Annotated in this window: 22 protein-coding genes and 1 pseudogene; 4 read left to right on the top strand and 19 right to left on the bottom strand. The window is 60.2% G+C overall.

The window, feature by feature from the left end; translation table 11 throughout:
• Nucleotides 1-275: 275 nt before the first annotated feature.
• On the top strand, nt 276-788 hold the full coding sequence (locus AC3WWH_RS13315; protein WP_492377031.1) for a tetratricopeptide repeat protein: 513 nt from the start codon (nt 276-278) through the stop codon (nt 786-788).
• 235 nt (nt 789-1023) lie between these two features.
• Here the strand turns inward: AC3WWH_RS13315 and AC3WWH_RS13310 are convergent, their stop codons facing one another.
• From AC3WWH_RS13310 to AC3WWH_RS13245, 14 genes are all read right to left on the bottom strand, one after another.
• Complete coding sequence (locus AC3WWH_RS13310) at nt 1024-1602, bottom strand: hypothetical protein (protein ID WP_492377030.1); 579 nt, start codon at nt 1600-1602, stop codon at nt 1024-1026.
• A 188-nt stretch (nt 1603-1790) separates the two neighbouring features.
• On the bottom strand, nt 1791-3095 hold the full coding sequence (locus AC3WWH_RS13305; protein ID WP_492377029.1) for a DUF8689 domain-containing protein: 1305 nt from the start codon (nt 3093-3095) through the stop codon (nt 1791-1793).
• A gap of 16 nt (nt 3096-3111) precedes the next feature.
• On the bottom strand, nt 3112-4056 hold the full coding sequence (locus tag AC3WWH_RS13300) for a type II secretion system F family protein (RefSeq protein ID WP_492377028.1): 945 nt from the start codon (nt 4054-4056) through the stop codon (nt 3112-3114).
• Nucleotides 4057-4063: 7 nt separating this feature from the next.
• A complete protein-coding gene (locus AC3WWH_RS13295) occupies nt 4064-5017 on the bottom strand; it encodes a type II secretion system F family protein (protein ID WP_492377027.1) in 954 nt (317 codons plus the stop codon).
• Nucleotides 5014-6387 carry a TadA family conjugal transfer-associated ATPase gene (locus AC3WWH_RS13290; protein WP_492377101.1) on the bottom strand — a complete coding sequence of 458 codons (1374 nt, stop codon included), beginning with the start codon at nt 6385-6387 and terminating at the stop codon, nt 5014-5016. The genes AC3WWH_RS13295 and AC3WWH_RS13290 overlap by 4 nt, the downstream gene beginning before the upstream one ends.
• A 103-nt stretch (nt 6388-6490) precedes the next feature.
• The gene (locus AC3WWH_RS13285; protein WP_492377026.1) at nt 6491-7102 is read right to left on the bottom strand and encodes a L,D-transpeptidase; all 612 of its coding nucleotides are present in this window, start codon (nt 7100-7102) and stop codon (nt 6491-6493) included.
• Nucleotides 7099-8241 (bottom strand): pilus assembly protein, encoded by a 1143-nt coding sequence (locus AC3WWH_RS13280; protein ID WP_492377025.1) that lies wholly within the window; start codon nt 8239-8241, stop codon nt 7099-7101. Before AC3WWH_RS13280 ends, AC3WWH_RS13285 begins: the two co-directional genes overlap by 4 nt.
• Before the next feature lie 28 nt (nt 8242-8269).
• Entirely contained in the window at nt 8270-8893 is a 624-nt protein-coding gene (locus AC3WWH_RS13275; RefSeq protein ID WP_492377024.1) for a TadE/TadG family type IV pilus assembly protein, read from the bottom strand.
• Nucleotides 8887-9369 carry a TadE/TadG family type IV pilus assembly protein gene (locus AC3WWH_RS13270; protein ID WP_492377100.1) on the bottom strand — a complete coding sequence of 161 codons (483 nt, stop codon included), beginning with the start codon at nt 9367-9369 and terminating at the stop codon, nt 8887-8889. Before AC3WWH_RS13270 ends, AC3WWH_RS13275 begins: the two co-directional genes overlap by 7 nt.
• Nucleotides 9369-10991, bottom strand: coding sequence for a TadE/TadG family type IV pilus assembly protein (locus tag AC3WWH_RS13265; RefSeq protein WP_492377023.1), 1623 nt, complete (start codon nt 10989-10991; stop codon nt 9369-9371). Before AC3WWH_RS13265 ends, AC3WWH_RS13270 begins: the two co-directional genes overlap by 1 nt.
• Nucleotides 10992-11091: 100 nt before the next feature.
• Nucleotides 11092-11430 (bottom strand): pilus assembly protein, encoded by a 339-nt coding sequence (locus tag AC3WWH_RS13260; RefSeq protein ID WP_492377022.1) that lies wholly within the window; start codon nt 11428-11430, stop codon nt 11092-11094.
• Nucleotides 11375-12862 carry a type II and III secretion system protein family protein gene (locus AC3WWH_RS13255; protein WP_492377021.1) on the bottom strand — a complete coding sequence of 496 codons (1488 nt, stop codon included), beginning with the start codon at nt 12860-12862 and terminating at the stop codon, nt 11375-11377. Before AC3WWH_RS13255 ends, AC3WWH_RS13260 begins: the two co-directional genes overlap by 56 nt.
• 66 nt (nt 12863-12928) lie before the next feature.
• Nucleotides 12929-13930 (bottom strand): Flp pilus assembly protein CpaB, encoded by a 1002-nt coding sequence (gene cpaB, locus AC3WWH_RS13250; protein WP_492377020.1) that lies wholly within the window; start codon nt 13928-13930, stop codon nt 12929-12931.
• A 94-nt stretch (nt 13931-14024) separates the two neighbouring features.
• Complete coding sequence (locus AC3WWH_RS13245; RefSeq protein ID WP_492377019.1) at nt 14025-14216, bottom strand: hypothetical protein; 192 nt, start codon at nt 14214-14216, stop codon at nt 14025-14027.
• Between the two features lie 330 nt (nt 14217-14546).
• Between AC3WWH_RS13245 and AC3WWH_RS13240 the strand changes: the two genes are divergently transcribed.
• Together AC3WWH_RS13240 and AC3WWH_RS13235 are read left to right on the top strand one after the other, a co-directional pair.
• Entirely contained in the window at nt 14547-15059 is a 513-nt protein-coding gene (locus AC3WWH_RS13240; protein ID WP_492377018.1) for an A24 family peptidase, read from the top strand.
• 179 nt (nt 15060-15238) lie between these two features.
• Nucleotides 15239-16316 (top strand): annotated as a pseudogene (locus AC3WWH_RS13235) (IS630 family transposase).
• 296 nt (nt 16317-16612) lie between these two features.
• Here AC3WWH_RS13235 and AC3WWH_RS13230 read toward each other — a convergent pair.
• Entirely contained in the window at nt 16613-17629 is a 1017-nt protein-coding gene (locus AC3WWH_RS13230; protein ID WP_492377017.1) for an IS110 family RNA-guided transposase, read from the bottom strand.
• A gap of 212 nt (nt 17630-17841) precedes the next feature.
• Between AC3WWH_RS13230 and AC3WWH_RS13225 the strand changes: the two genes are divergently transcribed.
• On the top strand, nt 17842-18216 hold the full coding sequence (locus AC3WWH_RS13225; protein ID WP_492377016.1) for a VOC family protein: 375 nt from the start codon (nt 17842-17844) through the stop codon (nt 18214-18216).
• Between the two features lie 66 nt (nt 18217-18282).
• Here the strand turns inward: AC3WWH_RS13225 and AC3WWH_RS13220 are convergent, their stop codons facing one another.
• The 4 genes from AC3WWH_RS13220 to AC3WWH_RS13205 all read right to left on the bottom strand — a co-directional run bounded on the left by AC3WWH_RS13220 (nt 18283) and on the right by AC3WWH_RS13205 (nt 22681).
• Nucleotides 18283-19596 carry a TRAP transporter large permease gene (locus tag AC3WWH_RS13220; protein WP_492377015.1) on the bottom strand — a complete coding sequence of 438 codons (1314 nt, stop codon included), beginning with the start codon at nt 19594-19596 and terminating at the stop codon, nt 18283-18285.
• The gene (locus tag AC3WWH_RS13215) at nt 19593-20105 is read right to left on the bottom strand and encodes a TRAP transporter small permease (RefSeq protein WP_492377014.1); all 513 of its coding nucleotides are present in this window, start codon (nt 20103-20105) and stop codon (nt 19593-19595) included. Before AC3WWH_RS13215 ends, AC3WWH_RS13220 begins: the two co-directional genes overlap by 4 nt.
• A 124-nt stretch (nt 20106-20229) precedes the next feature.
• A complete protein-coding gene (locus AC3WWH_RS13210; RefSeq protein WP_492377013.1) occupies nt 20230-21207 on the bottom strand; it encodes a C4-dicarboxylate TRAP transporter substrate-binding protein in 978 nt (325 codons plus the stop codon).
• Nucleotides 21208-21403: 196 nt separating this feature from the next.
• Nucleotides 21404-22681, bottom strand: coding sequence for an L-fuconate dehydratase (locus tag AC3WWH_RS13205; protein WP_492377012.1), 1278 nt, complete (start codon nt 22679-22681; stop codon nt 21404-21406).
• Nucleotides 22682-22693 lie beyond the last annotated feature (12 nt).

Below are 22693 nucleotides of genomic sequence, written 5' to 3'. Positions count from 1 at the left end.
GCTTAATTGACGCTTACGAGATTGCCGCCTTGATTCGGAATATCTCGCGGTTTCACGGGGCCGCCCTCATCGAAGTCTGTCGGCTCCAACCCCTTGATTCGCAGGGCTGAAAGGCGAAATTACGAAGGCAGATGCGGCCGGCCAGCCGGCATGTGTCTCTTTATTGCGACTCTCAGTTTCAATTCTATCTTTATTAGCTATTTTTCTGGAAGATTTCCGGTGAGCTCATTTCTTGGCGAGGCTAGGATGCCCGCAATCGGGGGAATGTAATGGAAATGTCTCGGAGCAAAATAGGCCGCGTTACGCTGCTCGCGGGGGTGCTGTTGCTAGGCGGGTGCCAATCGGATGCACTCGACGATGTCGCCGCCTTCGGCGATAGCGCGAAAACGCTCAACGATGATTCGGCGGTCGCCTTCTACAAGGACGATGAGCTGGTGACCACGGGCAAGCTCCAGTTCCAAGAGAAGAACTACGGAAAGTCCTACGCGATCTACAAGCGGGCGGTTGAGGTCTTTCCGCGGGATCCTGCGGCATGGCTGGGCTTTGCGGCCTCGTCCGACATGGTTGGTCGCTTTGATACCTCGGATCGTGCCTATGCGCAGCTTTCCAAGATGATCGGCGGCACAGCCGTCTACTACAACAATATCGGCTATTCCCACCTGCTGCGCGGTGACCTGCCCGGGGCCCGCACCTACTTCCTGAAAGCATACGAGATCGACCCGTCAAACGAGACCACGGCGAAGAACCTCGAATTGATGAAAAACAGCGTCAAGTACGCTCAGCGGTAAGTCGCCCTTCGCTGAACTCCTTCAGCGCTAAACCGCCTGGCGTGAGGTCCCCTTGCAACTTCTTCTGGGAGCGCGAAGCGCGGCGGCACTGCCCTGTCCGCGAAGCAAGAACCTGCGCGGAGGCGCGCTCAACCTCGATCATTTCATTGTTTCATCGAAACACTGAAGTGATCTAAGCCTTTGAAATTACGCAATTCCGGACGGAAAAACGTTTCCCACTTTTCCTGGAATTGCTCTAGCGCACCTTTCTTAGAACAAGCTTGCCATCCGCCGAGACAGTTCGTTCATAGCGCGGCAGGTTGGCGATGGAACCGCCCTGAGGGTCAGCTGCGGCGAGGACATCGTCAACAGCGGATTCCGGAGCGGACACCGAATAGGATGATGGTGCCAGCCGCTGGGTCACTTCTTTCCCCGGCGCGCTGATGATCATGCTGCCACTGGATGCGAACATGCTCGTACCCATGCGGCCATCGAGGTCAGCGACATCCTTCTGCAACTCTTCAACGGATTTACGAACAGCCGCCATATCATCGGCCTTGGCCCCGCTGGCGATGTTCACGGCCTGTTTGCTGATCTGCTGCTTCAGGCCGTCGATCGAGCGTTTGAGTGCAGAAAGGGTTTCGCGGCTTTCGCGCACGTCTGCGGCATTCTTTGCCGTGTAAAGCAGGATGCCGGCGTTGAGCGGCAGCAGCATGAGTCCCAGCGCAATAATCGGCATGCTTCTCGAACGGATTGGCTCCTTCGCACCGTACTCTCTGCCCCGCAATTCGACGTCGGGCTCGATTTCCACATCGACATTCGAAATATGCGTCATCGACTTCCTCCGTCAGCAATCTGGGCCACGGCCCTGACTTTACCGATCCCCGAACCCCACGTGACCCCCGCTGGACCGCACTCGCTTTAAATGTTTTGCGCTCTTGCGCCGATGGCCAGCTTGCACGAGTATTTCAGACATTCTTTAACAAGGCTACGTCCCTGCCGAGAGCGACTCAGTCTCCCGCCTCAATCCAATGTGAACACCCCTCCCCAAGCCCGCTCAAGCATCTCCAGCGACGCGACCTTCGGCAGGTCATTGAACTCGCAATAGGAGGCGATGAAATCCAGGAGGTATTTGGGATGGTAACAGGACGCCAGCGTATCTCCCTTGTATTTTCGATCGTAGAACAGGCGCAAATCATCGCTCAACAAGTTTATCGCGACCTCGCGCGCGTAGGACTCGAAGATGCGGATATATTCATCTGGCGAGGGGTTATTCACAAATATCTTATATTTGAGGCGCCGCAGGCCGGCTTCATCGGAGAGTTCACGCGGCGCAATGTTGGTCGAAAAGACGACGAGCTCATCGAAGGGCACCTTGAACTTCTTGCCGGTATGCAATGTCAGGAAGTCGTAGCCACGCTCGAGCGGCACGATCCAGCGGTTGATCAGCGCCTGCGGCCGGTCCTGTTGGCGGCCGAAATCATCGATGATGAAGACGCCACCCGATGCCTTCAGATGCACTGGCGCTTCGTAGACATTGGATCCCGGGTTGTAGGTCAGGTCCAGCAGATCCAGGGTGAGTTCGCCACCGGTCTTGATGACCGGCCGCCGGCATTCCACCCATCGCTGGTCCGCCTTCGGATGCGACCTAACCGCCGGCTCGCGCACAGGCTGGTGCGTCGCCTCGTCATAGAAACTGATAACATAGCCGCCGACTTCGATAGCGTAGGGCACCCAGATCGTCTGGAGGAAGAGCTCCGAGGTTCGCTCGGCGATGCTCGTCTTGCCATTGCCCGGGGGGCCATAGAGCAGGATGGAACGACCCGAATTGACGGCAGGCCCAAGTTTCTCGACCAGCGCCGGCGACAGCACCAGCCCCTCGAGACTCCGGATCAGCCGCTCGGAGGTGACGCGTTCGTGGTGAATCGACTGCAAGCCGATCTGGCGGCAGAAGGCATCGAGAGGCACGGGAGCCGGGCCGACATATTCCGACTGCCGCGCCGCCGTCTGAGCGTAGTCCAGGCCCTTCATCGAGAGCGCGTAGCGGATGTCGGACTTGACGTCCTCTCCCGCAAGCCCTCTCGCTTCGAGATAGGACAGCTTCACCAACTCCTTGATGAGGAGGTTTGTCAGTACTTTCGACAGCTTCATCCGTTCGGCAAGGTGCGAAGCTGTAACCGTGTCCTGCTCGGTCGCGCACTTGGCCGCCAGACGCAGCAGGAACGACAATTCCAGTCCGGTTTCTTCAAGACTTAGCGGTGCCACCGGCATGCGCCGATCAAGCGCGAGGGCAAAGTCTTCACGGTCTTGGCTTTGCGAATACTGCATAGAGCCTCACTCCTATCTAGCCACCGGGCTTCAAGCCGGTGAGAATGCCGATGACGCGAAGGACGATAGGGACGAGCACGATGATGAGACTGACGGGAAACAGGAAGGCACCGAGCGGCAACAGCATCTTGATCGGCAGGGCATTGGCCTTCTCCTCGGCCCGCACGAGCCTGAGATCACGCATTTCCTTGCTGTAGACGCGCAGCGTCAGGGTAACGCTCGTTCCAAGCTCCTCCGACTGGCGGAAGAGCACGGCAAGCGCGCGCGCTTCGTCGATCCTCAAGCGCGTAGCAAGATTGGTCAGGGCTTCTCGCAGACGGCGGCCGCCGCGCACCTCCAGCATCATGATCGACAAATGCAAACCAAAATCCTGACGTTTCTGGACGAACTCCCGGGCGACACGATCCGCTGCCGCCTCAATGCTCATGCCCGCGTCAAGGCACACGATCAGCATATCCATGAAGTCTGGGAAGAGCCGCCGGTATTCCCGCTCCTTGGCGTCACCGCGCCGGTCGATGTAGATGTTCACCAGCACGAAAGTGGCGCCGGTCGCAATGATCGCGACGAGCAGGATCGCAAGCCTGGACATCTGCGGCGCGAATCGGTCCAAAGCCCAAGCCGCCGCAACCATGACCACGCCGCAAAGGAGCGCTCGCACCACCTGAAAGACGGTAACCGCTCTGGCTCCGAAATATCCCGCCCGGATCAGCCGGTTCTGTGTGGAATTGGCATTTTGGTCGCGCCTGGTAATTTCGAAATAGCGGCGGATCAGGCGGTTCTCCGCCTCTCCCAGGTCGACAAGGGTGCTATCGCCGAGCTGAAGGTCGTCGGCACCTGCCTTTGCGGTCGTCTCCGACAATCGGAGGCCGATCGCGCGTCGGCGAAACACCAGCTCCGAAGTAACGGCGGTGAATATCAGAACCGCAAGGAAGACGACGATGTAGATTCCGTACTCGCCCATAGCGGCCTCAATATTCGAAGTTGACCATCTTGTAGAGAATGATGTTGCCGATGATCATGACCACGCCCAGCACGGCCACGATGGTCGTGCCGTGGCCGCTCGCCCACACCGGATCGAAGTAAGTCGGCGCAAGCGCCCTGATCATCGCGTAGAGAAGGAACGGATAGACCGACATGAAAATCGCGGTGATACGCCCTTCTGACGAAATCGCTTTGACCTTGGCTTTCAGCATCGTGCGATCACGCAGGGTTTTCGAGAGATTTTGCAGGATTTCGACCAGATTACCGCCGGTGCCTGCCTGGACGCTCAAGGCGATTGCCAGCAGGTTCAAGTCTTCCGCACCGACGCGGTGACTGAGATTGACGAGGGCGTCATCCAAGGTGGTGCCATAGGTCAACTCATCCGAGAGCAGCCCAAATTCCGTACCAACCGGATCGGGCATTTCGCGCGCTACAAGCGAAATTGCAGCCGGCAGCGGATGACCCGCAGATAGGCTGCGATTGGCAACGTCGAGTGCCTCGGGAAGCTTCAGGGTAAATTTGCGAATCCGGCTCGCCCGAATGCGCCAGACGACAATGACGGGAACGAGAAGGCAGATTAGCAGGAAGACGGGAATCCGGACGAGGGTGCTCGGAACCAGGAATTGAACGACCAACCAGATCAGCACCGCGCCAGCGATCCCGTAGAGCGCGAAACGCTGCGCGTCGAACTTGATGCCTGACTGAGCATAGAACTGCCGGGCGCGCTGAACCAGCGGCATGGATCGCCAATCTTCGTCGGCGCCGCGCTCCTTCAGCATCGCACGGTAAGTCTTTAGGTGGTCCTCGCTCCCATCGAGCAGGCTTAGCCGATGATTGACGGCGCGTTGCCGCTCGGACTTCCGAAAGTAGCTGCGCAACAGCGCCTCGACGGAAACCAGCGCAGCGATGAAGACCGCAGCGTAGAGGAGCAGCAGAGTCATGGTTCAACAGCTCCCGTTTGCAGAGGTTTTCCCGGATCAAAGATCGCCGAAGGAATCACGATTCCAAGCTCCGCGAATTCCTCGACGAAGCGGGGCCGAAGGCCGGTCGCCCGGAATTCGCCGTGGATGCGGCCGTTCTCGTCGGTAGCGGTTCGCCTGAATCGCATGATCTCCTGCATCTGCACCACCTCGCCCTCCATGCCAGTGATCTCGGAAATCGAAACCACTTTGCGGCTGCCGTCGCTCAGGCGCTGGACCTGAACAATGATGGTGATTGCCGAGGCGATCTGCGAGCGGATGCTGAGCTGCGACATGGGCATGCCCGCCATGCCGACCATCTGCTCGAGCCGACCGACGGCATCGCGCGGTGTGTTGGCGTGAATGGTCGTCATCGAACCTTCGTGGCCGGTGTTCATCGCCTGCAACATGTCGAACGCCTCTTCCCCGCGCACCTCGCCGACGATGATGCGATCGGGTCGCATGCGCAGCGCATTCTTCAGGAGCTCGCGCTGGCGCACTTCGTTACGGCCATCGAGCGTCGGCGGCCTGGTTTCCAGCCGTCCGACATGCGGTTGCTGCAGCTGCAATTCGGCCGCGTCTTCGATGGTGATCAGGCGCTCCTTGGTCGAAATCTGCGACGACAGGGCGTTGAGCAGGGTCGTCTTGCCCGAGCCTGTGCCGCCCGAGACGACCATCGACACCCGGCCTTTGACCGCAGCACTCAACAGAATTCGCATCGCGTTCGCCATGGCGCCATTCTCGACCAAGCGCTCCAGCGTCAACGGCTTGCGCGTGAACTTGCGGATCGAGACGAGCGGCCCGTCGACCGAGATCGGCCGGATGGCGACGTTGACGCGCGATCCATCCTTCAACCGAGCATCGACGAGCGGTGTCGACTCGTCCACACGTCGTCCGACGGCAGAGACGATCTTGTTGATCACGCGGAGCAGGTGATCTTCGTCCTTAAAGCGTACCGCCGTACTTTCAAGCTTGCCACGCCGTTCGACGTAGACGCTGTTGTAACCGTTGATCAGGATATCGGCGATCGAGTCATCGGCAAGCAACGGCTCGATCGGCCCGAGTCCGAGCATCTCGTCGGTGATGTCGCGGATCAGGTCGCTGATTTCCTTGGCATTGAGCGGGAAATTGTTGCGCCGGATGTAATCCTTGACGAGCGGCCTGATCTCGGTGGCAATTTCCTCGTCGTCCATCGTGTCGAGTATGCCGAGGTTGATGCGGTCGAGCAGGTAGCGATGCAGATTGACCCGCTCGGCCACCATGTCGAGCCCGAGTGACTCTTCCAGCCTGGCACTTGCCGCAGCGCCGGCTGCCTCCGGACTGGGTATGGACGCGGCCTCGGCCACGGGCATCGAGCCAGGCTCAGGAGCCTCCCGAACGTTCTCCTCATCCGGCTGCTGCTGCTTGTAGAAACGTCCAATGAACCCGGTTGCCATCGCTTCCCACCTTGTTCGACTATTCGACGATCACCGTTGCTCCGACCCTCACCCGCTCGTAGAGATCGATGATGTCGGCATTGCTCATGCGGAAACAGCCGGACGAGGCGAATTGCCCGACCGTCGACTGCTCATTTGTTCCGTGGATGCGGTAAAGTGTGTCGGCTTTCCCCCGGTAGAGATAGATGCCCCGTGCGCCGAGGGGATTGAATGGACCGGGAGGCACCAGCTCCGGCAGTTCTGGTGCGCGCGCCTTCATCTCGGCCGGCGGTCGCCAATCGGGCCACTCGGCCTTCCGCCCAACCTTCACCACGCCGCTCCAACGGAAACCGTCGCGGCCGACGCCGATCCGATAGCGGATCGCGCGATTGCCTGAAATGACCAGATCGAGGGTCCGCTCCTGACTGCCGACCACGATCGTGCCAATCGGATATCTTTTCTCGATCGTTACGACCGTGCTCGTTTTCGGCCCGAGACTGCGCGGCACCGTCCCGCCTGCCAATGCTCCAGTAGCAACCGGCGTGAGCGCCAGCGCACTCAAGAGCAACACGGCCTGCGTCAACCGGCCACGACCGAAGCCAGCGCTGCTTCGGTCCACCGATCCACTGCTGCCGTAGAGGAATGCCCTCATCTGACGAGCGCTCCGAGCTTGCCAACGGCGGCGCAGAAGGGCGATCGCGAGTTGACCTCGTCGGGCAGAACGCCGCGGTTCACGGCCTCACTCAGCGTGTCCCAGTCATAGGGGATGATGTGCGCATGCGTATCATTGAACACTTTGTCCACCTGCTCGCGACGCACCCCAAGGCTGAAGAGCTTGGTATGATACTTGTTGATGACCACCTGGATAGAGTCGGCACTGCCGCGCTGCCGCACCAAGTCGGCGAACAGATCCTTGGCCTGATGGAGCGCCGGGATGGTCATCTCGGTGACGATTGAGACGCTGTTGACCGACCCCAATACGTCGCTCTTCCAGGGCGTTTCGTAATAGGGAACGTCGATCACCATGTGGTCACTTTCAAAGGATGCGACATCAAGCATGCGCAGCACCAGCTCGGCCCCTTTGGCCTCGAGCAGCAGGGACGGCTGTTTGAACGACAGCAGCGTGAACCCGCCGGAATGACGCTTACGTACGAGATCGATGAATTCGAGATCGACACGCGCCGGATTGGCGATGACGGTCTTCAGATCGTAGTCGTTGAGAAGGTTGAGGTAGTAGCCGAGCGATCCGGACGAGAAATCCAGATCAAACAGACCAACACGCGGCGCGACGCCCTTCGTCGGCTGCGCCAAGAGATGGGCAAGCGACGAGGAAATGACGCTCGCCCCGGCCCCGCCTACGGCAGCAACGATGGCATGAACCCGGCTCTCGTTGCCGTCGACGCCTGGTGCATGGGTCGAGATCATCTCGATCAGAGCACGACGCTCAAGCGGCTTCTTCAGCCAGTCGTCACCGTTCAGCCGGAACAACGGCCGCATCAGTTCATCAGACAGAACCTCGGAAACGATGACCATCGGAATATTGCGATGGCTGGCACGAAACGCGAAAATCTCCGGGCGGCAGAGCATGTCGCCGCAGTCGACGTCGAGCACGATCAGGTTGAACTGTGTCGGATCGACCCTTCCCGCCTCGTCAAGCGCACTCAACGACATGTGCCGCGCTTCGTAACGCGACAGCGACCCGAACGTGTCGAGCATGACGCTCGCCGCTGCCGCGTCGTCGGAGAGAACGAGGATCTTGGTGGTCGTTGCAAAGTTCATGTGTGCGGTCATCTCGCTCCCCCACGCAATATTGACGGGCTCAGCAGGTTGAACATGTCTCTAGGTCTTCCGTCGTCAGTGTCACCGGGTGAGCGGGAACTTCGATCTGATCCAATCCCAGCAGAGCGCCAAGCAGCGGCAGGTCGAATGTGACGTTTCGCACTTCCAGCCGCATGGTCAGCACCGGCCCGTTCGGCCGCCCCCAATAGCCGAGCCCCGAGCGCTGGTAGGTGACCACCAGGTTTGCCGGCTGTATGCGCCAGTTGAGGTCGCAGATGCCCGGGTTCGGGTCCCCCGCCACCCCGCAGACACCGTCGCTTCCCATGACGACCCGGTTTAGCTCGTCGCTGCAATTGGCGAGGGCCGGCCCGCAGGTCGACGATATCGTCGCGTCGTTCGGGGTCGCGTCACCGTTGTTCAACGGATCGTCGGCGTCGGTCGGGAACACGTCGGCGAAGTCGCTGGTCAAGGGATCGGAGACGGCTGCGAGGCGGGCGCCAAATTGCAGGGCCTTCACCGTCTGGTTCCACTGCGACATGGCGTAACCGAACTCGACGAAAGCCGCGAACACCAAAAGCACGAGCGGCAGCGTTATCAGCCCTTCGGTGAGCGTCACGCCATACTGGTCCTGCCAAAAGGAGACGGGCGATCGCCGCTTTACCATCCGATATACCTCTCTTCGTGAGAGGAACTGATGGTGATCGCGTCGAGACCGAGCCAGGAAAAGACAGGCGAACTCTGGTAGAGATGCGCGGTCTGCACCGTAATCGTACCGTTCGCGTCCGCCGGCGTAATCGTGATGTCGGACAAAGCAGGCCCCCAACCGGCAACACGCAATGCCGCGCCTGCGGCCGGGCTTTGCGTTCCATAGAAGGCGATAAGCTTGGCGGTCGTCTCGTTGCACGTTGGGTCGTAAGTCCCCGAATCCGGCCGGCATCGCGCGAGATAACGGCCGGCGTCCCTGAGGCCGGCGTCGATCTGCATCCGCTGCCAGAAGATATTGCCAAACTCGAGAATACCGGCCGCAAATATCGTAATGAAGGGCACGGCAACCAACGCTTCGGTCAGCACCGCGCCGTCATCGCTCGGCCAGAAGCCGCGACGGAAGCGATCGGAGATGAATTTTCGCAGAGCGATGATCATCGGACCAGCTCCGTTTCTTCGCGCAGGAACTCGTCAAGCGTGCCTCGCCCGCCCTTGCCGCTGATGTCGATCATCTCCAGCGAGAGATAGCGTTCGCTGGCGTCCTTGACCGCCGGCTTCGTCAGGAACATGCGCGCAAAGGCAATCGCCTGGGTGGCCTTATGGCCGTTCAGATGGCCAACCGAGGCTTCGTAGCCACAATTGACGATGGCGGAGAAGATCTCGCGGCGATCGCCATATTCATCCGCGGTATAGTTCGAAAGCGCCGGCCCCGTGTAGCACTGGCCGCCCGTCCCCGGCGTACCTTTTTCTCCGTTTGCCGAGGCGTGGCTGATCAGCGACGGGTTGTTGAGTTCGTAGCGATAGACGTCGTAGGCGGAGGGCTGGCTCGGTGCGGAAGCACCACCGCCCGGATAGCTCGAGTGGTTACTGAGGACGGCGGTGACCGACGGTGCCGAGCCACCCTGCGCGACATTCCAATAGGTGTTATAGTTCCAGTTGTTGCTGCTGCTGATCTTGCCGCCGCCCATCGCAGTCATGGTGGCGCCGTAGCCGAGCGGCACCGCCTTGGTGACATCTCCGACTGTGCTTCCGTCCATGACCGGGTTATAGTCGCCGCAGATTTTGCTGGCACCACCCGTCTGGTTCTGTGCTGAGCGCACATTGTCGGCCGGTCGGTAGCGACCGTCATTGCGGGCACTGTTGAACGATCCCGAGTACAAACCGAAGCGGGTGTTCACGCCGGCTTCCACCGGTCCCGCCTTTGCGCCGGTTTCGGTATCGAGGTTGTCCTTCGTGTAACAGGTGCCCGGATTGCCGGTAGCAAGGGCCTCTGCCAGCACCGACGCACCACTGCCCAAAGGTGTCCTTAGGAAACCGAAATTGCCCGGTCCGGGATTGGAGGACGATGTACTGTGCAGCTCGATCTGGCGACCATAGAGATCGCCGGCGGCGAATTTGTTATGCAACTCTTCCGCTGCCTGTTCGCTGACGGTCGCACTGCTGTTGCCAACCGGCTCGTAAGGATTGCAGATGAAGATCGGCGTGACGTCGCAGGCACTGACCCGATAGGCTGCGACCGCATCGGCGGACACATTGATCGTATCGCGGTTGAGGCCGACGGGCAGCGGGAAGATCGTCTGCATCGCCTGGTCCTTGGCCGTGACCCAGGCATAGCCGGCCTCGTTCGGGTCCGTCGTGACCATCGCCTCGGTAATTGGATCGTCGTCGTCGCCCGCGAAGGTCCCGTCACCGGGAATGCCCTTCAGGAACTTGACCGTCACCGTGCTGGCCGCATCATTCCCCGCGTCATAGGACACAGTGATATAAGAGCCGAGCGAGAAGCCGGCCCCGCCGTCGCCGAAGGCCGCAGTGTTGGCCAGCTTTTCGATCGCAGCTTCGGCGCGGGTGATCGCGTCGTCGCGGCCGTCGAGCTCGCGGGCACCCGCCAGCGCCATGGCGTCGACCGCGTTCTGCAGATCGGTATGGAGATTGGCGCTGCGGCCGACGTCGATAACGATGAGGGAGAAGCCGAGCAACAGCGGCATGGCAATAAGCGTCAACGCGATGACGTAACCCCGATGGTCGTCCCAAAACCGTTTTATTGCCCTGTTCAACATTGGCATGCCTCTCCGATCGCGGCGGCTTACCGTCGTGTCGCGTTGTTTTTATTACATTCCTTTCCGGCACTGCTGCCGCATCAAACTCTGCCTTTGCCCGTCAGTTGCCGGGCATTGCGCCGTTGCCCCCCGCCCCCGCGGGCGGGATCACGAACGCCGGCGCCCCCCCGCCCCCCTGATAGGTACGTACAGCTCTGCTCACTACCTTGCCATCGGTCGCGATTCGCGTGTTCTGCGCCACGCGTGGGAACGGATCCTGGGTGTGGATAGCTTTGTTGGCTTCTGCCGCGTTGCCAAGGCCAAACGTGATCGAATCTCTGTGGTTCATATAATCGGCACAGCTCGAGACAAGGCTCGCGATTGCCAGCACCAGAAGCGTGCGCCTACTTTTTCGCAACAGCAACGACGCCTCCTGTGTCGAGATCGAGCCTGTGGCCATATGGGCCAGTGACGCCTTCGCCGTTGCGGAAGCGACGGAGCATGTCTTTGTCCACCTCCAGAACGCCGAGTGCAAAAAGCTCCACGTCATTGGATGAACGCGTCTGCTCAAGCGGACTATAGAGCGCCTCGCCCGGTGCCGCCGGCCGTACGATGTGCGGGGTAACGACGATCACCAGATCGGATTCGCGCTTTAGGAAGCTCGTCGAGCGGAAGAGCGCACCGATCACCGGCAGCTGCCCCAAGCCCGGGAGCTGCTGAATATCCTTGGAGTTTATCGATTGCAGCAACCCGGCCATGGCAAAGCTCTGGCCATCACGCAACGCCACGGTCGTCTTGGCCGCGCGCGAAATAAAGCCCGGATTGCCATTCACGTTGATCGATGTGTCGAGTTCGGAAACTTCCGGCTCAACCCTCAAGCTAATGAGCCCGCCGTCAAGGACTACTGGTGTAAATGTCAACCGCACACCAAAAGGACGATAGTCGGTCTGCGTCGCGACCGTTGCGCCGTTGGCCACCGTCGTCTGGATCGGCACCTCACCACCGGCATGGAAGCTGGCTGTCTCGCCGCTCATGGCAATCAGGTTTGGCTGTGCGAGGCGTCGAACCAGACCCTTTTGTTCGAGGGCGTTGATGACGACGTCGATCTGGCCGCCGGAGATCTCGAGAACCTTGGCAATTAGTTGCCCAAAGGGTTGCATGCCGGTGGCTGCGCCCGCTGCATCTTCGAGGGTTCGAACCAGGGCACCATCCTTCACACCGATGCCCTGACTGGTCGTGGCCTTGCCGATGCCATTCCTGCCCGCCCCTGCCCAACCGATGCCGAGGTCGCGACCGGTTTGACGCGACGCCTCGATCACACGAACCTCCAGCATGACCTGCTGGGAATCGTTGACGCGCAACTGGTTGAGAACCGGCTGGTCCGAATAGGACTGGGCGATTTCAAGCACCCGCTGCAACTCGGTGGCGTCGCGCACCATGCCCGTCAGGCGGATACGATCATTCGAGTTGATCACCCGGACCCGTGACCCCGGCGAGGCGGAGCGGATCGCCGATGCTACTTCGCTGAAATCGCTGGCGACGCGGATGTCGATGACGCCGAGAAGCTTCTTGTCATCGCCATAGACCGATATGTTGGTCGCCCCGGTCTTCTTGCCGCGGATAAAAAGCGATTTGTCGGAAAGCGGCACCACGTCGATGAGTTCTGCGCTGCCGATGACGAGATCGCCGAAAGGCTTGCCTGTTGCAATCGTCATCGTGTCGTTCGGTGGCAGCACCACCTGTTGAACCGCCCCGCCGAGATTGATGAACTTCTCCTGCGCGTCCGCCGAACCGATAAGGCCGGGCCCCCAAAGGCCGCAGGCCGAAACAAGCGCAACCGTCGCCGCGAGGGCCTTGCGTCTTGCCGTGTATCTTGTACTTCCCCTCAACATTCCTGCGTACGCCCCCTCTCCTCGAAGTCGGCCCTACCCCCGCCTCAGGGTAGGCTGCATCACCTGTTACTGGATCTGCCCCACCCGGTACTCTTCCCGTTTGGTCGCACTCCAGACACCGACGGTCGCCCACTTCGGCTCCACCGGCAAGACCGGATCGACGTTTCGCTCGACAATTTGCACCTGTTTTTCACCTACCGGTGCCTTTATGCGACTTTCGACGGAGTTGATCCGTCCCCCAAGGTCGTCGCCGACCTGGCGAAGCATGCGTTCGATCTGCTCGAATCGCCCATCGTCGGCGTTTTGCGCGAGTTCGACCGCGACCGGGCCGCCCCCTAGATCCGCGACTGTGACCGGCCGCGTCTGCTCAACAGAGGCCGAGGAGATGTTGCGAAGCGCAAGCGAGAGCGTGCCGATATTGGTGCCAAGCGTCAGGCGCTGCGCCTCGGCGGTCGTCACCTCGAAAGTGACCGTCTTGACGATCGAGGGTTCGTCCTTGCGCTCGTCGGCTGTCTGGTCGACGGCGAGCACCTTCACACCCTGCAATAATACATCCACCGAGGTCTGCTCATTGCCGCTCTTGGGGTTGCGGATAACGCGGGTCAGGAGTACATCGACCCGATCCGAGGGACGCACGAAGCCGGCGACACCGAGCACATCGTTGACGCGAATGGAAACCGCTTTCATCCCTTGATCAAGGGCCGCCGACAGGGTGGCACGTTCGCCAGCGCCGGTAATCTTTGAAGTCAGCACCGGCTCTCCCGGATCGATCGCTTCCATGGCATAGCGCGGCTCGTCCTTGTCGCCGAGCACCGCCTGGATTGCCTGGAAGGAGCCCTCCGGTCTTTCCTCCGAGGGCCAAGGAATGGTCTTCAGATTTTCTGGGCGTACTCGATCGCCGAAGCGCATGGCCTTGGCGGCAACAACAAGCATCTTTTCCGAGGATTTCGCACCGCTGTTTGCGGCAAGCCGCGCCCGCTGATCAGCGAGGTAGGTACGCGTGCCAAAAACGGCGGCGACAGCAAGTAGAAGAGCAACAACGAGACTGATGATCGTCGAGGAGCGCATCGCCGATACTCCATACTTTATCAAAATAGCCTTATCGACAATTACTAAATTACGAGAGAGGGGTTAACAAACCCCTCTCTCTGAAAATCTCGAATTACGTGCCCATATCTGTATTGGTGAAATAAGTCGCCCATTCACCCCAATAAATGCCAAGTTGATCTCCGATGGTGCTCACCGAAACAATCACCCCGCCGACGAGCAGACCAAGCAGAATAAGGTATTCAGTCAGCGCTACGCCGTCTTCTTCCCGCGCGAAAGCGGGGACTTTTGTCAAAAATGCTTTCATCGAGAATTACCTCCAACACAGTATACTTTCTGCGTGACCGCTTATTTTCCCGGCCCCCGCCTGTCATCGAGACCGCCTCTCCGACTGACATTATTAATAATCCCTTAATTATTATATCGTCAACTTCTAATACGAAGTGGTATGAGCCATCTTTGGGTTATGGTTAAAATCATAGCCCCTACTTTTTAAGGGTTAATAGAGAGACCACCTGCGGAAACATGACATCCGTTAATATTTCTTGAGCTTTTCTGATCCGCGGTTTCTTGCGAAGCCTTTGGAAGAGCAGCACAATTGCATCTGAGATCACCTATCGCGCAGAACTGGTGAAACATGACAGAACTTATCAATATAATCCCTTTGGTAGCGGCGGCGCTCTTTCTTTACTCCGCCTGGAGCGACTTCCAGCGCTGGCGCATTCCGAATGGCGTCGTGCTCGCGCTCGTCTCCGTCTACGCGCTGGGCGCCATGATCCGGCTCACGACAACACAGGACATCGGCGCCGCGCTCTTCTCACTCGAAGGCGTCGGCGGCGATATCGGAGCTGGCTTACTGCTCTTCACGCTCGGGGTAGCGCTTTGGGCTTTTCGGCTGTTCGGTGCCGGCGACGCCAAACTATTCCTGCCGATTGGCCTCTTCGTCGGCTGGCACGGCATGCTCCCCTTCGCCGTCTTCCTGCTGATCGGCGGGATCTTGACCATGCTGGCCTTGAGGTTGCCGATGCCGTTGGCGTTCGCGCACTACGCCGTGATCATGCGGATCGAAGAAATTCGCGTCACTCGCAAGATCCCCTACGGCGTCATCATGGTCTTCGCCGCGCTTGTCACGATGGCCCTCAGCTTCTAAAGGGCCTGGATAAGCTTACCCATGGCGCTTCGACTGCGTACGACCGGCCGCTTGAACGGCCAGTCAGCGATCTGCTGCCATTGGGCTCTCCTCCTCCGTTCCCTGCCATCGATCGCTCATACCAACGAGCGCGATTTCTGACTCTCGTGGGATTCCTTTTGGGCTTCGAATCTGAATCGATGCTGCAAACAGGAGGTTTGCGGTGGGCGATATCTTTGCGACAGGACTTTAATGGGTTGGCGCTCCGGCAGTTGGCTCGGCAAACGAAGAATGCCGATCAAGCCCGGCGCTTGCTTGCGCTGGCGTCGATCTACGACGGCGGCTCTCGTTCAGATGCCGCTCGCCTCGGCAGCGTGACGGTGCAGATCGTCCGCGACTGGGTCGTGCGGTTTAACGAGCGCGGTCCCGATGGACTGATCAACGGAAAAGCGCCGGGTGGACGCGCGAAGCTGAACGACGCGCAACGGCAGGCGCTGGCGAAGATCGTTGAAAGCGGTCCGATCCCCGCTATCCACGGTGTGGTGCGTTGGCGGCGCAAGGACCTCGTTCAGTGGCTGTTTGAGGAATTCCGGATATCCATCGACGAAACCACCGTCGGACGCGAACTGAAAGCTCTGGGCTTTGCCAAGCTGTCGGCTCGGCCTCGCCACTATGTCCAGAACGAACTGGAGGGCGAGGTTTTTAAAAAGACTTCCCTACCGCACTGGCAGAAATCAAGGCGACCCGCCTGCCAGGCACGGATATCGAAATCTGGTGGGCGGACGAAGCCAGAATAGGCCAGAAGAACAAGATCACTCGGCGATGGGCGCGGCGAGGAACCCGACCATCCGCACCGCATGATCAGCGCACGATGTGGGCCTACATCTTCGGTGCGATCTGCCCGAAGAAGGGCAAGGGTGCGGTCTCGTCCTTCCCTATTGCGACACCGAGGCGATGCAGGAACACCTTGCCGAAATCAGCAACGCCGTCGATCCCGGTGCACATGCCGTGCTCATTCTCGACCAAGCCGGATGGCACGTCACGCCGAAGCTGAAGGTGCCGGACAACATCACCTTGATGTTCCTGCCGCCGCGGTCGCCGGAATTGAACCCGGTCGAGAACCTCTGGCAGTTCATGAGGGACAACTGGTTGTCGAACCGCGTCTTCAAGGACTACGACGACATCGTCGATCAATGCTGCCGCGCTTGGAACAGGTTCGTCGATCAGCCGTGGAAGATCATGTCCATCGGAATGCGAGATTGGGCGCATCGGTCATGATCAGCACACGTTGGTTCTCTACATTTGGCTGCTGCGTCAAGATTTTTGTTCGCGTTGCCTTCGTCCAATCCGGCTGAAGCATCACAAGCGTCCCATGGTTCTCTTCGGTGTGCGGTCTGTCCTGTCCGTCACCACTATCCGGGGCTCTTCGCTTCACATCCAGGGGGCCGATGCAGTGTATTAAACGCGGTCTTTGATCCGCATCCAACTGTCTCGCATTCGTCCGTCCCGGTCCGGTCGCTTCACCCATGGACACTGAGGGCTTGGTCTGCGAACGAACTTCACGATCTCGGTTTCTAAAAAGCCTTGCCGCTCGTTGCGGCGCGGAAATGATCCTCCCTTTTCCAAAGCCCAAGCAGCAGGACCGCCAGTTTGCGTGCGACCGCCGCCCGTGCGCGCTTGGGACCCAGACGTTTGGCCAGTCTCAAGCCCCAGCTTCGCAGCGCGGACGGCGCGGTCACCGTCGTCAGCAGGCAGCCAGCCGCCTCATAGAGATAGTGCCGCAACATCCCGTCGCCCTGTTTGGAGATCGCGCCTGTCACATCCCGATCCCCCGACTGATACCTCTTCGGCGTCAGGCCGATATAGGAGCCGATGGACCGGCTTTTTCCAAATCGTTGCGGGTCTTCCACCGTCGCCACGAAGGCCAGAGAGGTCAGCGGTCCAACGCCTGGCACTGACATCAGATGCCAGCACGGCTTCGACGCCGCCACGATCTGCCGCACCTTCTTGTCCAGGCCGGCCAGTTCGACCGCAACCCGCGCAAGCGTGTCGAGAAGTGCGGCGACACCAATATAGAGCGCATCATGCCGGTTGCAGGAAGAACGGACCTCCTCGTCAAACCGCTTGCCACCGGCGCGCGCCGAGATCTTGATTCCGAACGGGCGCAGCAGTCCGCGGACCTGGCCGTAAAGCTGGCGCTTCACGGTGACCAGTTGTTCACGCGCGCCAAGCAACGCTTTTAACCGATGGCTTTCCATGGTCTTCACATGCACCGGTGAATACCAGCCACTCGCCAGCATCTCGGCAAGCGCCTGCGCATCCGCCTTGTCCGTCTTCTCAGGCCGCGCCTTCAGCGCATCTGCGGCACGCCGCGCATCCATGCAGACCACCGGAAAGCCCAGACTCTTCAGCTCGTGGTAAAGCCAGGGCGTCATCGAACCCGTCTCTAGTCCGACTTCCGCAAGATGACCTTTCCACTTCTTCAGCCGCTCCGCGATCATCGACGGCTGCGTGTCTGCGCTCCCGCGCCACACCACCTGCCGATCCCGGTCCATAACGCAGATGTGTGTGCTCTTGAGGCTGACGTCCAATCCAACGTAATATTCCACCGCTGCTCTCCTCAGGTCTTCGACAAACCAAGGCGAATGCTCTCATCCGCCAAGGGGAGCAGCAACCTCATGTATGGGATGTATCAGGCATGCCATTTAGGCCCGAAGTAAATCGGCCGGGAAAGACCGATCTGCGGCACATGCTGCACTGAAGGCCCCACCGCCAGGCAGGCTCGCACACGTCAGGAGAACTCATGTTTGACCACGTCAAATTCGGCGTCAGGGACTTTGCCGCGAGCAAAGCGTTCTACCTTAGGGCACTCGAACCGCTCGGTGTAGCTATGATAGCCGAGGGCGAACCTTCCTACGGTGTCGAACTCAGTGCGAAGGGTAAGGCTTCGTTGTGCCTGCACCAGACCGAGGAGAACCCGGCGCATCTACACCTCGCTTTCGCAGCCGAGAGCCGCGAGCAAGTCGATGCTTTCTACCGCGCGGCTCTGGAAGCGGGTGGTAAAGACAATGGTGCGCCGGGTCTGCGCCCACGCTACCACGCGAACTACTACGCGGCCTTCGTGCTTTGCCCGGATGGACACAACATCGAAGCGGTTTGCCACGAAGCTGAGGCCTGACCGAGCGGGTTGAATGTCTCTGCCAGCGCCAGGCCCTCCGCCAAAGCGGAGGGCCGTCTCATTGCGCTATTGAACCGCGGCGGTTCCATAGACGAGGTTGGGAAGCCACAGCGAGAGCTGCGGAAACATGCTGAGCATGACCAGAAGGACCATCATCATCGCGAGATAGGGCAGCACCTCGCGCGCATAGGCCATCATCGGTACCCTCAGCACCATGGACGAGATGTACATCAGGCCACCGACCGGGGGCGTGATGCCGGCGATCGTCAGGTTGGTAATGAAGACGACGCCGAAATGCACGCGATCGATGCCGACGCCGTCGATGATCGGGATCAGCATCGGGGTCAGGATGATGAGCGCCGCCGACCCCTCGATCGCCGTGCCGATGACGATGAGGAGAACGTTGATGAGGAGCAGCATGAGCAGCGGATTGTCGGTTGCACCGCCCAACCAGCCGGACATCGCTTGCGGCACCTGTTCCCAGGCGAGATAGAAGCCGAAGGCGGCCGCCGCGCAGATCATGATCATCACGACCGCAGAATCGCGCACCGACTCCGCAAGCACTTCCGGGATCTGGCGGAGCGTGGATTCGCGGTAACCGAAGACGGCAACGAACAGCACATAGACGACGACAACCGCGCCGGCCTCGGTGGTGGTGAAGATGCCGTAGCGCGTGCCAGCGAAAATCACAACCGGGATCGACAGCGCCCAAAGCCCGTCGACCAAAGCCCGACTCGCTTCCGCCCGGCTGGCGCGCTCCTTGCGAAGCGGTTTGTAGCCGCGCTTGCGCGCGATGAAGTAGGTGGTGACCATCAGGCCGGCTGCAAGCACCAGGCCGGGGACGACGCCGGCGGCAAACAGCCAGCCGATCGAGGTTTCCGCCAGGAAGCCATAGACGATGAGGCCGATCGAAGGCGGGATGAGGCTGGTGATGATCGAGGCGGACGAGGTGATGACGGCGGCGAAGGCGCGGCTATAGCCTCGCTCAGCCATCTCGACGCCGAGGGTCTTGGCGAGCATCGCGGCATCGGCATTGGCCGATGCGGTAAGGCCGCCGAGCAAGGTGCCGAGCACGGTGCACATCTGCGCCAGCGCGCCGGTCATATGGCCGACCATCACGTCGGCGAGCGCCAGCAGGCGCCGGGTGATGCCCGACGCATTCATGATGCAGCCGGCAAGCACGAAGAGCGGCAACGCCAGCAAAGACACGGACTGGCTGCCCTCCGCCATTTCCTGGGCGAAATTGGCGAGCGGGATCATGTCCATGTTGATGACGAAGAAGGCGAGTGCGCCGATCGCCATGGCCCAGGTGATGGGCGTCGACAACAGGAAGAGGATGACGACCAGCAGCGAAGGGCCGGCCAGATGGAAGAAGGTCATATCAGCGATTCCACATTGCGATGCAGACGGACAGTCCACGGCCTTTCGACGATGAGGTGCTGGAACAACATGCCGGCCGAAGCGAGCGCGAGCGGTCCGTAGGAAAGACCCCGCGACAGATCGAGAGCGATCGTGTGCACATGCCGCGACGTCCAGGCCTGCCAGGCGAAGAGGACCGTCATGGCGATGAAGAACACGGCCAACAGAAAATAGTTGAACCAGGCGACCGCCTTCTGCCAACCCGCCGGGAACGCTGCGACGAGAACGTCGATGGCTGCATGGGTGCCGAGACGGACACCGGCAACTGCGCCGAAGAAGACCAGATAGGCAAAGGCCATGATCGCCAGTTCGTAGGTCCACGCGGCGGGCTGCGGGAAGATATAGCGGCTGATCACTCCCCAAAGGATCGAAATGACGATGACGAGCAACGCCGCAACACCAATCGCCTCATCGGCGCGGCGCAGGCTGAGCAGAGGAATTGCTTCCTCGGGTGGTCGTGAGGTTTCCATGGTTGTCTCGATATCCTAAAGGGCGGAATGGGGACGGCGGAATGGCCACGCGGCCCCAGGTCATCGCACCGATGCGCGACAGCATGAATGGGCTCGGCCGTAAGGGCCACGCCCGTTCGAGCGCTTACTCGGCCATTGCCTTCTGCACCTGATCGTACATCCCGGGCGTGATGTTCGGCACCTTCTCGTAGGCCGCGCGTGACGCGTCGATGAAGGCGGGGATATCGATGTCGGTGACGATCTCGACACCGGAGGCGGCGAGCTGCTTGGCATAGGCGTCGTCCGTTTCGAGCGTCATCTCCGTCAGTTCCTTGGCGATCTTCTGGCCTTCGTCGAGAAGGATCTTCTGCAGGTCTTCCGGCAGACCGTTGAAGAACTGGCTCGATGCCACCCAAGCCGTGAACATGATCTGATGGCCGGTCTTGGAGATGACCTTGCGGGTCTCGTTCAGCTTCGCGCCGGCGATCGAGCCGAATGGGCCTTCGGCGGCATCGACGACGCCGGTCTGAAGGGCGTTATAGACATCGCCCCAGGGCAGTTCCGTCGGCCGTGCGCCGTAATTGCCGAAGGTCGCCATCATGATCGGTGACGAGGGGACGCGAATGGTGACACCGGCAAGATCGGCCGGCGAACGGACCGGCTTGTTGGCGATGATGTGGCGGTAGCCGAAAAGGCCGTTCGGCATGATGATCTTGATGCCCTGCGCTTCGAGCTTGCCTGAAAGTTCCTTGTAGAGATCCGAGGCGAACAGACGGTCGGTCGCTGCCAGGTCCGGATAGACATAGGGACCCGCCAGAATGGACAGATCCGGCACAAACTGGCCGAGCTGGCCATAGTCGGTGGCGCTGAGCAGGCTCGCGCCGCTCATGACCATTTCATTGACCTTCTTCTGCGCGCCGAGTTGGTCGCCGGTCATGACGGTGATCGCGATGCGGCCGCCCGAACGTTCACCGACACGCTCGGCATAGGTCTTCATGGCTTTGACGATCGGCTCGTTGGGATTCACCTGGGAGGTCGAGAACCGCAGGCTGTATTCCTGCGCATGAGCGACGCCGCAGAAAGACAGGGCAGCCATGGCTGCGGCCAGAACAAAGGTCTTCATCAGTTCCTCCTCTTTCCGGACTCCTCTCCGGAATTCACAATGAATGAATAGATCATTCATAAATGAACCATTGCCGTCAAGTGGCAGGATGCCCTTTGACGCCAGTGAACAGCGGAAAACGACGAAGCCGGAGCGACTTATCGCCGCTCCGGCTTCTATTCTTGAAGAGCATATTCTTATATGAAAATTTCTTGCACTATACGCCGAACGTGTAATCGGCGATCGACTGCGGCTTCATCTCGATCGAGAATCCGGGTCGCTGCGGCGGCGTGTAAGCCGCGTTCTCAATTACGCAAGGGTCGAGGAAGTGCTCATGCAGATGGTCGACATATTCGATCACGCGCCCATCCTTGGTACCCGAAACGGCGACATAGTCGATCATCGACAGGTGCTGCACATATTCGCAAAGGCCGACACCACCGGCATGCGGCCAGACCGGCAGCCCGTATTTGGCTGCGACCAGTAGCACCGCCAGCACCTCGTTCAGCCCGCCCATGCGGCAGCTGTCGATCTGGACGATGTCGATCGCGCCCTCGGCAATGAATTGCTTGAACATGATGCGGTTCTGGCACATCTCGCCGGTCGCGACCTTCACCGGCCCGATCGCCTCGCGGATCTTGCGGTGACCGGCGACGTCGTCGGGGCTCGTCGGCTCCTCGATGAAGAAGGGCTTGGCGAAGGCAAGCTGCTTCACCCAATCGATCGCCTCGCCGACCTCCCAGACCTGGTTGGCGTCAATCATCAGATAGCGGTCCGGCCCGATCACCTCGCGTGCGATCGTCAGCCGCCGGATGTCGTCGGCAAGATCACGGCCGACCTTCATCTTGATGTGATTGAAGCCTTCGTCGATCGCCTCCTGGGCGAGCCGCCGCAGCTTGTCATCGTCATAGCCGAGCCAGCCGGCCGACGTCGTGTAGCAGGCGTAGCCTTCCCTCTCGAGCGTCGCTATGCGCTCGGCCTTTCCGGGCTCGGCCTTGCTGAGAATTCCGATCGCCTCGTCGCGGGTGAGCACATCCGTCATGTAGCGATAGTCGACGATGTCGGCGATCTGTTCCGGCGACATGTCGGAAACGAGCCGCCAGACGGGTTTGCCCGCTTCCTTGGCAAGCAGGTCCCAGACGGCGTTGACCACGGCGCCGGTGGCGAGATGGATCGCCCCCTTTTCGGGGCCGATCCATCGCAATTGGCTGTCACTCGTCAGGTGCCGCCAAAAGCGCCCCGGATTGGCGAGGATGTCCGCCGTATCCTGACCGACGATCAGGTGCTGCATAGCCTTAATCGCCATGCAGCAGATATCGTTGCCCCGGCCGATGGTGAAGGTGAGACCATGGCCCGCAACACCGGGCCTGTCCGTGTCGAGGATGACATAGGCCGCGGAATAATCCGGGTCCGGATTCATCGCATCGGAGCCGTCAAGGCTCTGTGAGGTCGGAAAGCGCAGGTCGAAGACGCGCAGATCAGTGATGCGGGTCATGGTCACTCCAGT

This window comes from Ensifer sp. EB106-03-01-XG145, assembly GCF_058792075.1.
This window is presented reverse-complemented; position numbering and strand designations above follow the sequence as displayed.

Excerpts from the sequence above, each read along its gene's own strand:
- AC3WWH_RS13260 (WP_492377022.1), bottom strand. The coding sequence starts at position 11,430 with ATGGCCACAGGCTCGATCTCGACACAGGAGGCGTCGTTGCTGTTGCGA.
- AC3WWH_RS13290 (WP_492377101.1), bottom strand. The coding sequence starts at position 6,387 with ATGCCCGTGGCCGAGGCCGCGTCCATACCCAGTCCGGAGGCAGCCGGC.
- cpaB (WP_492377020.1), bottom strand. The coding sequence starts at position 13,930 with ATGCGCTCCTCGACGATCATCAGTCTCGTTGTTGCTCTTCTACTTGCT.
- AC3WWH_RS13240 (WP_492377018.1), top strand. The coding sequence starts at position 14,547 with ATGACAGAACTTATCAATATAATCCCTTTGGTAGCGGCGGCGCTCTTT.
- AC3WWH_RS13205 (WP_492377012.1), bottom strand. The coding sequence starts at position 22,681 with ATGACCCGCATCACTGATCTGCGCGTCTTCGACCTGCGCTTTCCGACC.
- AC3WWH_RS13220 (WP_492377015.1), bottom strand. The coding sequence starts at position 19,596 with ATGACCTTCTTCCATCTGGCCGGCCCTTCGCTGCTGGTCGTCATCCTC.
- AC3WWH_RS13315 (WP_492377031.1), top strand. The coding sequence starts at position 276 with ATGTCTCGGAGCAAAATAGGCCGCGTTACGCTGCTCGCGGGGGTGCTG.
- AC3WWH_RS13300 (WP_492377028.1), bottom strand. The coding sequence starts at position 4,056 with ATGGGCGAGTACGGAATCTACATCGTCGTCTTCCTTGCGGTTCTGATA.
- AC3WWH_RS13275 (WP_492377024.1), bottom strand. The coding sequence starts at position 8,893 with ATGGTAAAGCGGCGATCGCCCGTCTCCTTTTGGCAGGACCAGTATGGC.
- AC3WWH_RS13305 (WP_492377029.1), bottom strand. The coding sequence starts at position 3,095 with ATGCAGTATTCGCAAAGCCAAGACCGTGAAGACTTTGCCCTCGCGCTT.
- AC3WWH_RS13285 (WP_492377026.1), bottom strand. The coding sequence starts at position 7,102 with ATGAGGGCATTCCTCTACGGCAGCAGTGGATCGGTGGACCGAAGCAGC.
- AC3WWH_RS13210 (WP_492377013.1), bottom strand. The coding sequence starts at position 21,207 with ATGAAGACCTTTGTTCTGGCCGCAGCCATGGCTGCCCTGTCTTTCTGC.
- AC3WWH_RS13215 (WP_492377014.1), bottom strand. The coding sequence starts at position 20,105 with ATGGAAACCTCACGACCACCCGAGGAAGCAATTCCTCTGCTCAGCCTG.
- AC3WWH_RS13245 (WP_492377019.1), bottom strand. The coding sequence starts at position 14,216 with ATGAAAGCATTTTTGACAAAAGTCCCCGCTTTCGCGCGGGAAGAAGAC.
- AC3WWH_RS13225 (WP_492377016.1), top strand. The coding sequence starts at position 17,842 with ATGTTTGACCACGTCAAATTCGGCGTCAGGGACTTTGCCGCGAGCAAA.
- AC3WWH_RS13255 (WP_492377021.1), bottom strand. The coding sequence starts at position 12,862 with ATGTTGAGGGGAAGTACAAGATACACGGCAAGACGCAAGGCCCTCGCG.
- AC3WWH_RS13265 (WP_492377023.1), bottom strand. The coding sequence starts at position 10,991 with ATGTTGAACAGGGCAATAAAACGGTTTTGGGACGACCATCGGGGTTAC.
- AC3WWH_RS13310 (WP_492377030.1), bottom strand. The coding sequence starts at position 1,602 with ATGACGCATATTTCGAATGTCGATGTGGAAATCGAGCCCGACGTCGAA.
- AC3WWH_RS13295 (WP_492377027.1), bottom strand. The coding sequence starts at position 5,017 with ATGACTCTGCTGCTCCTCTACGCTGCGGTCTTCATCGCTGCGCTGGTT.
- AC3WWH_RS13280 (WP_492377025.1), bottom strand. The coding sequence starts at position 8,241 with ATGACCGCACACATGAACTTTGCAACGACCACCAAGATCCTCGTTCTC.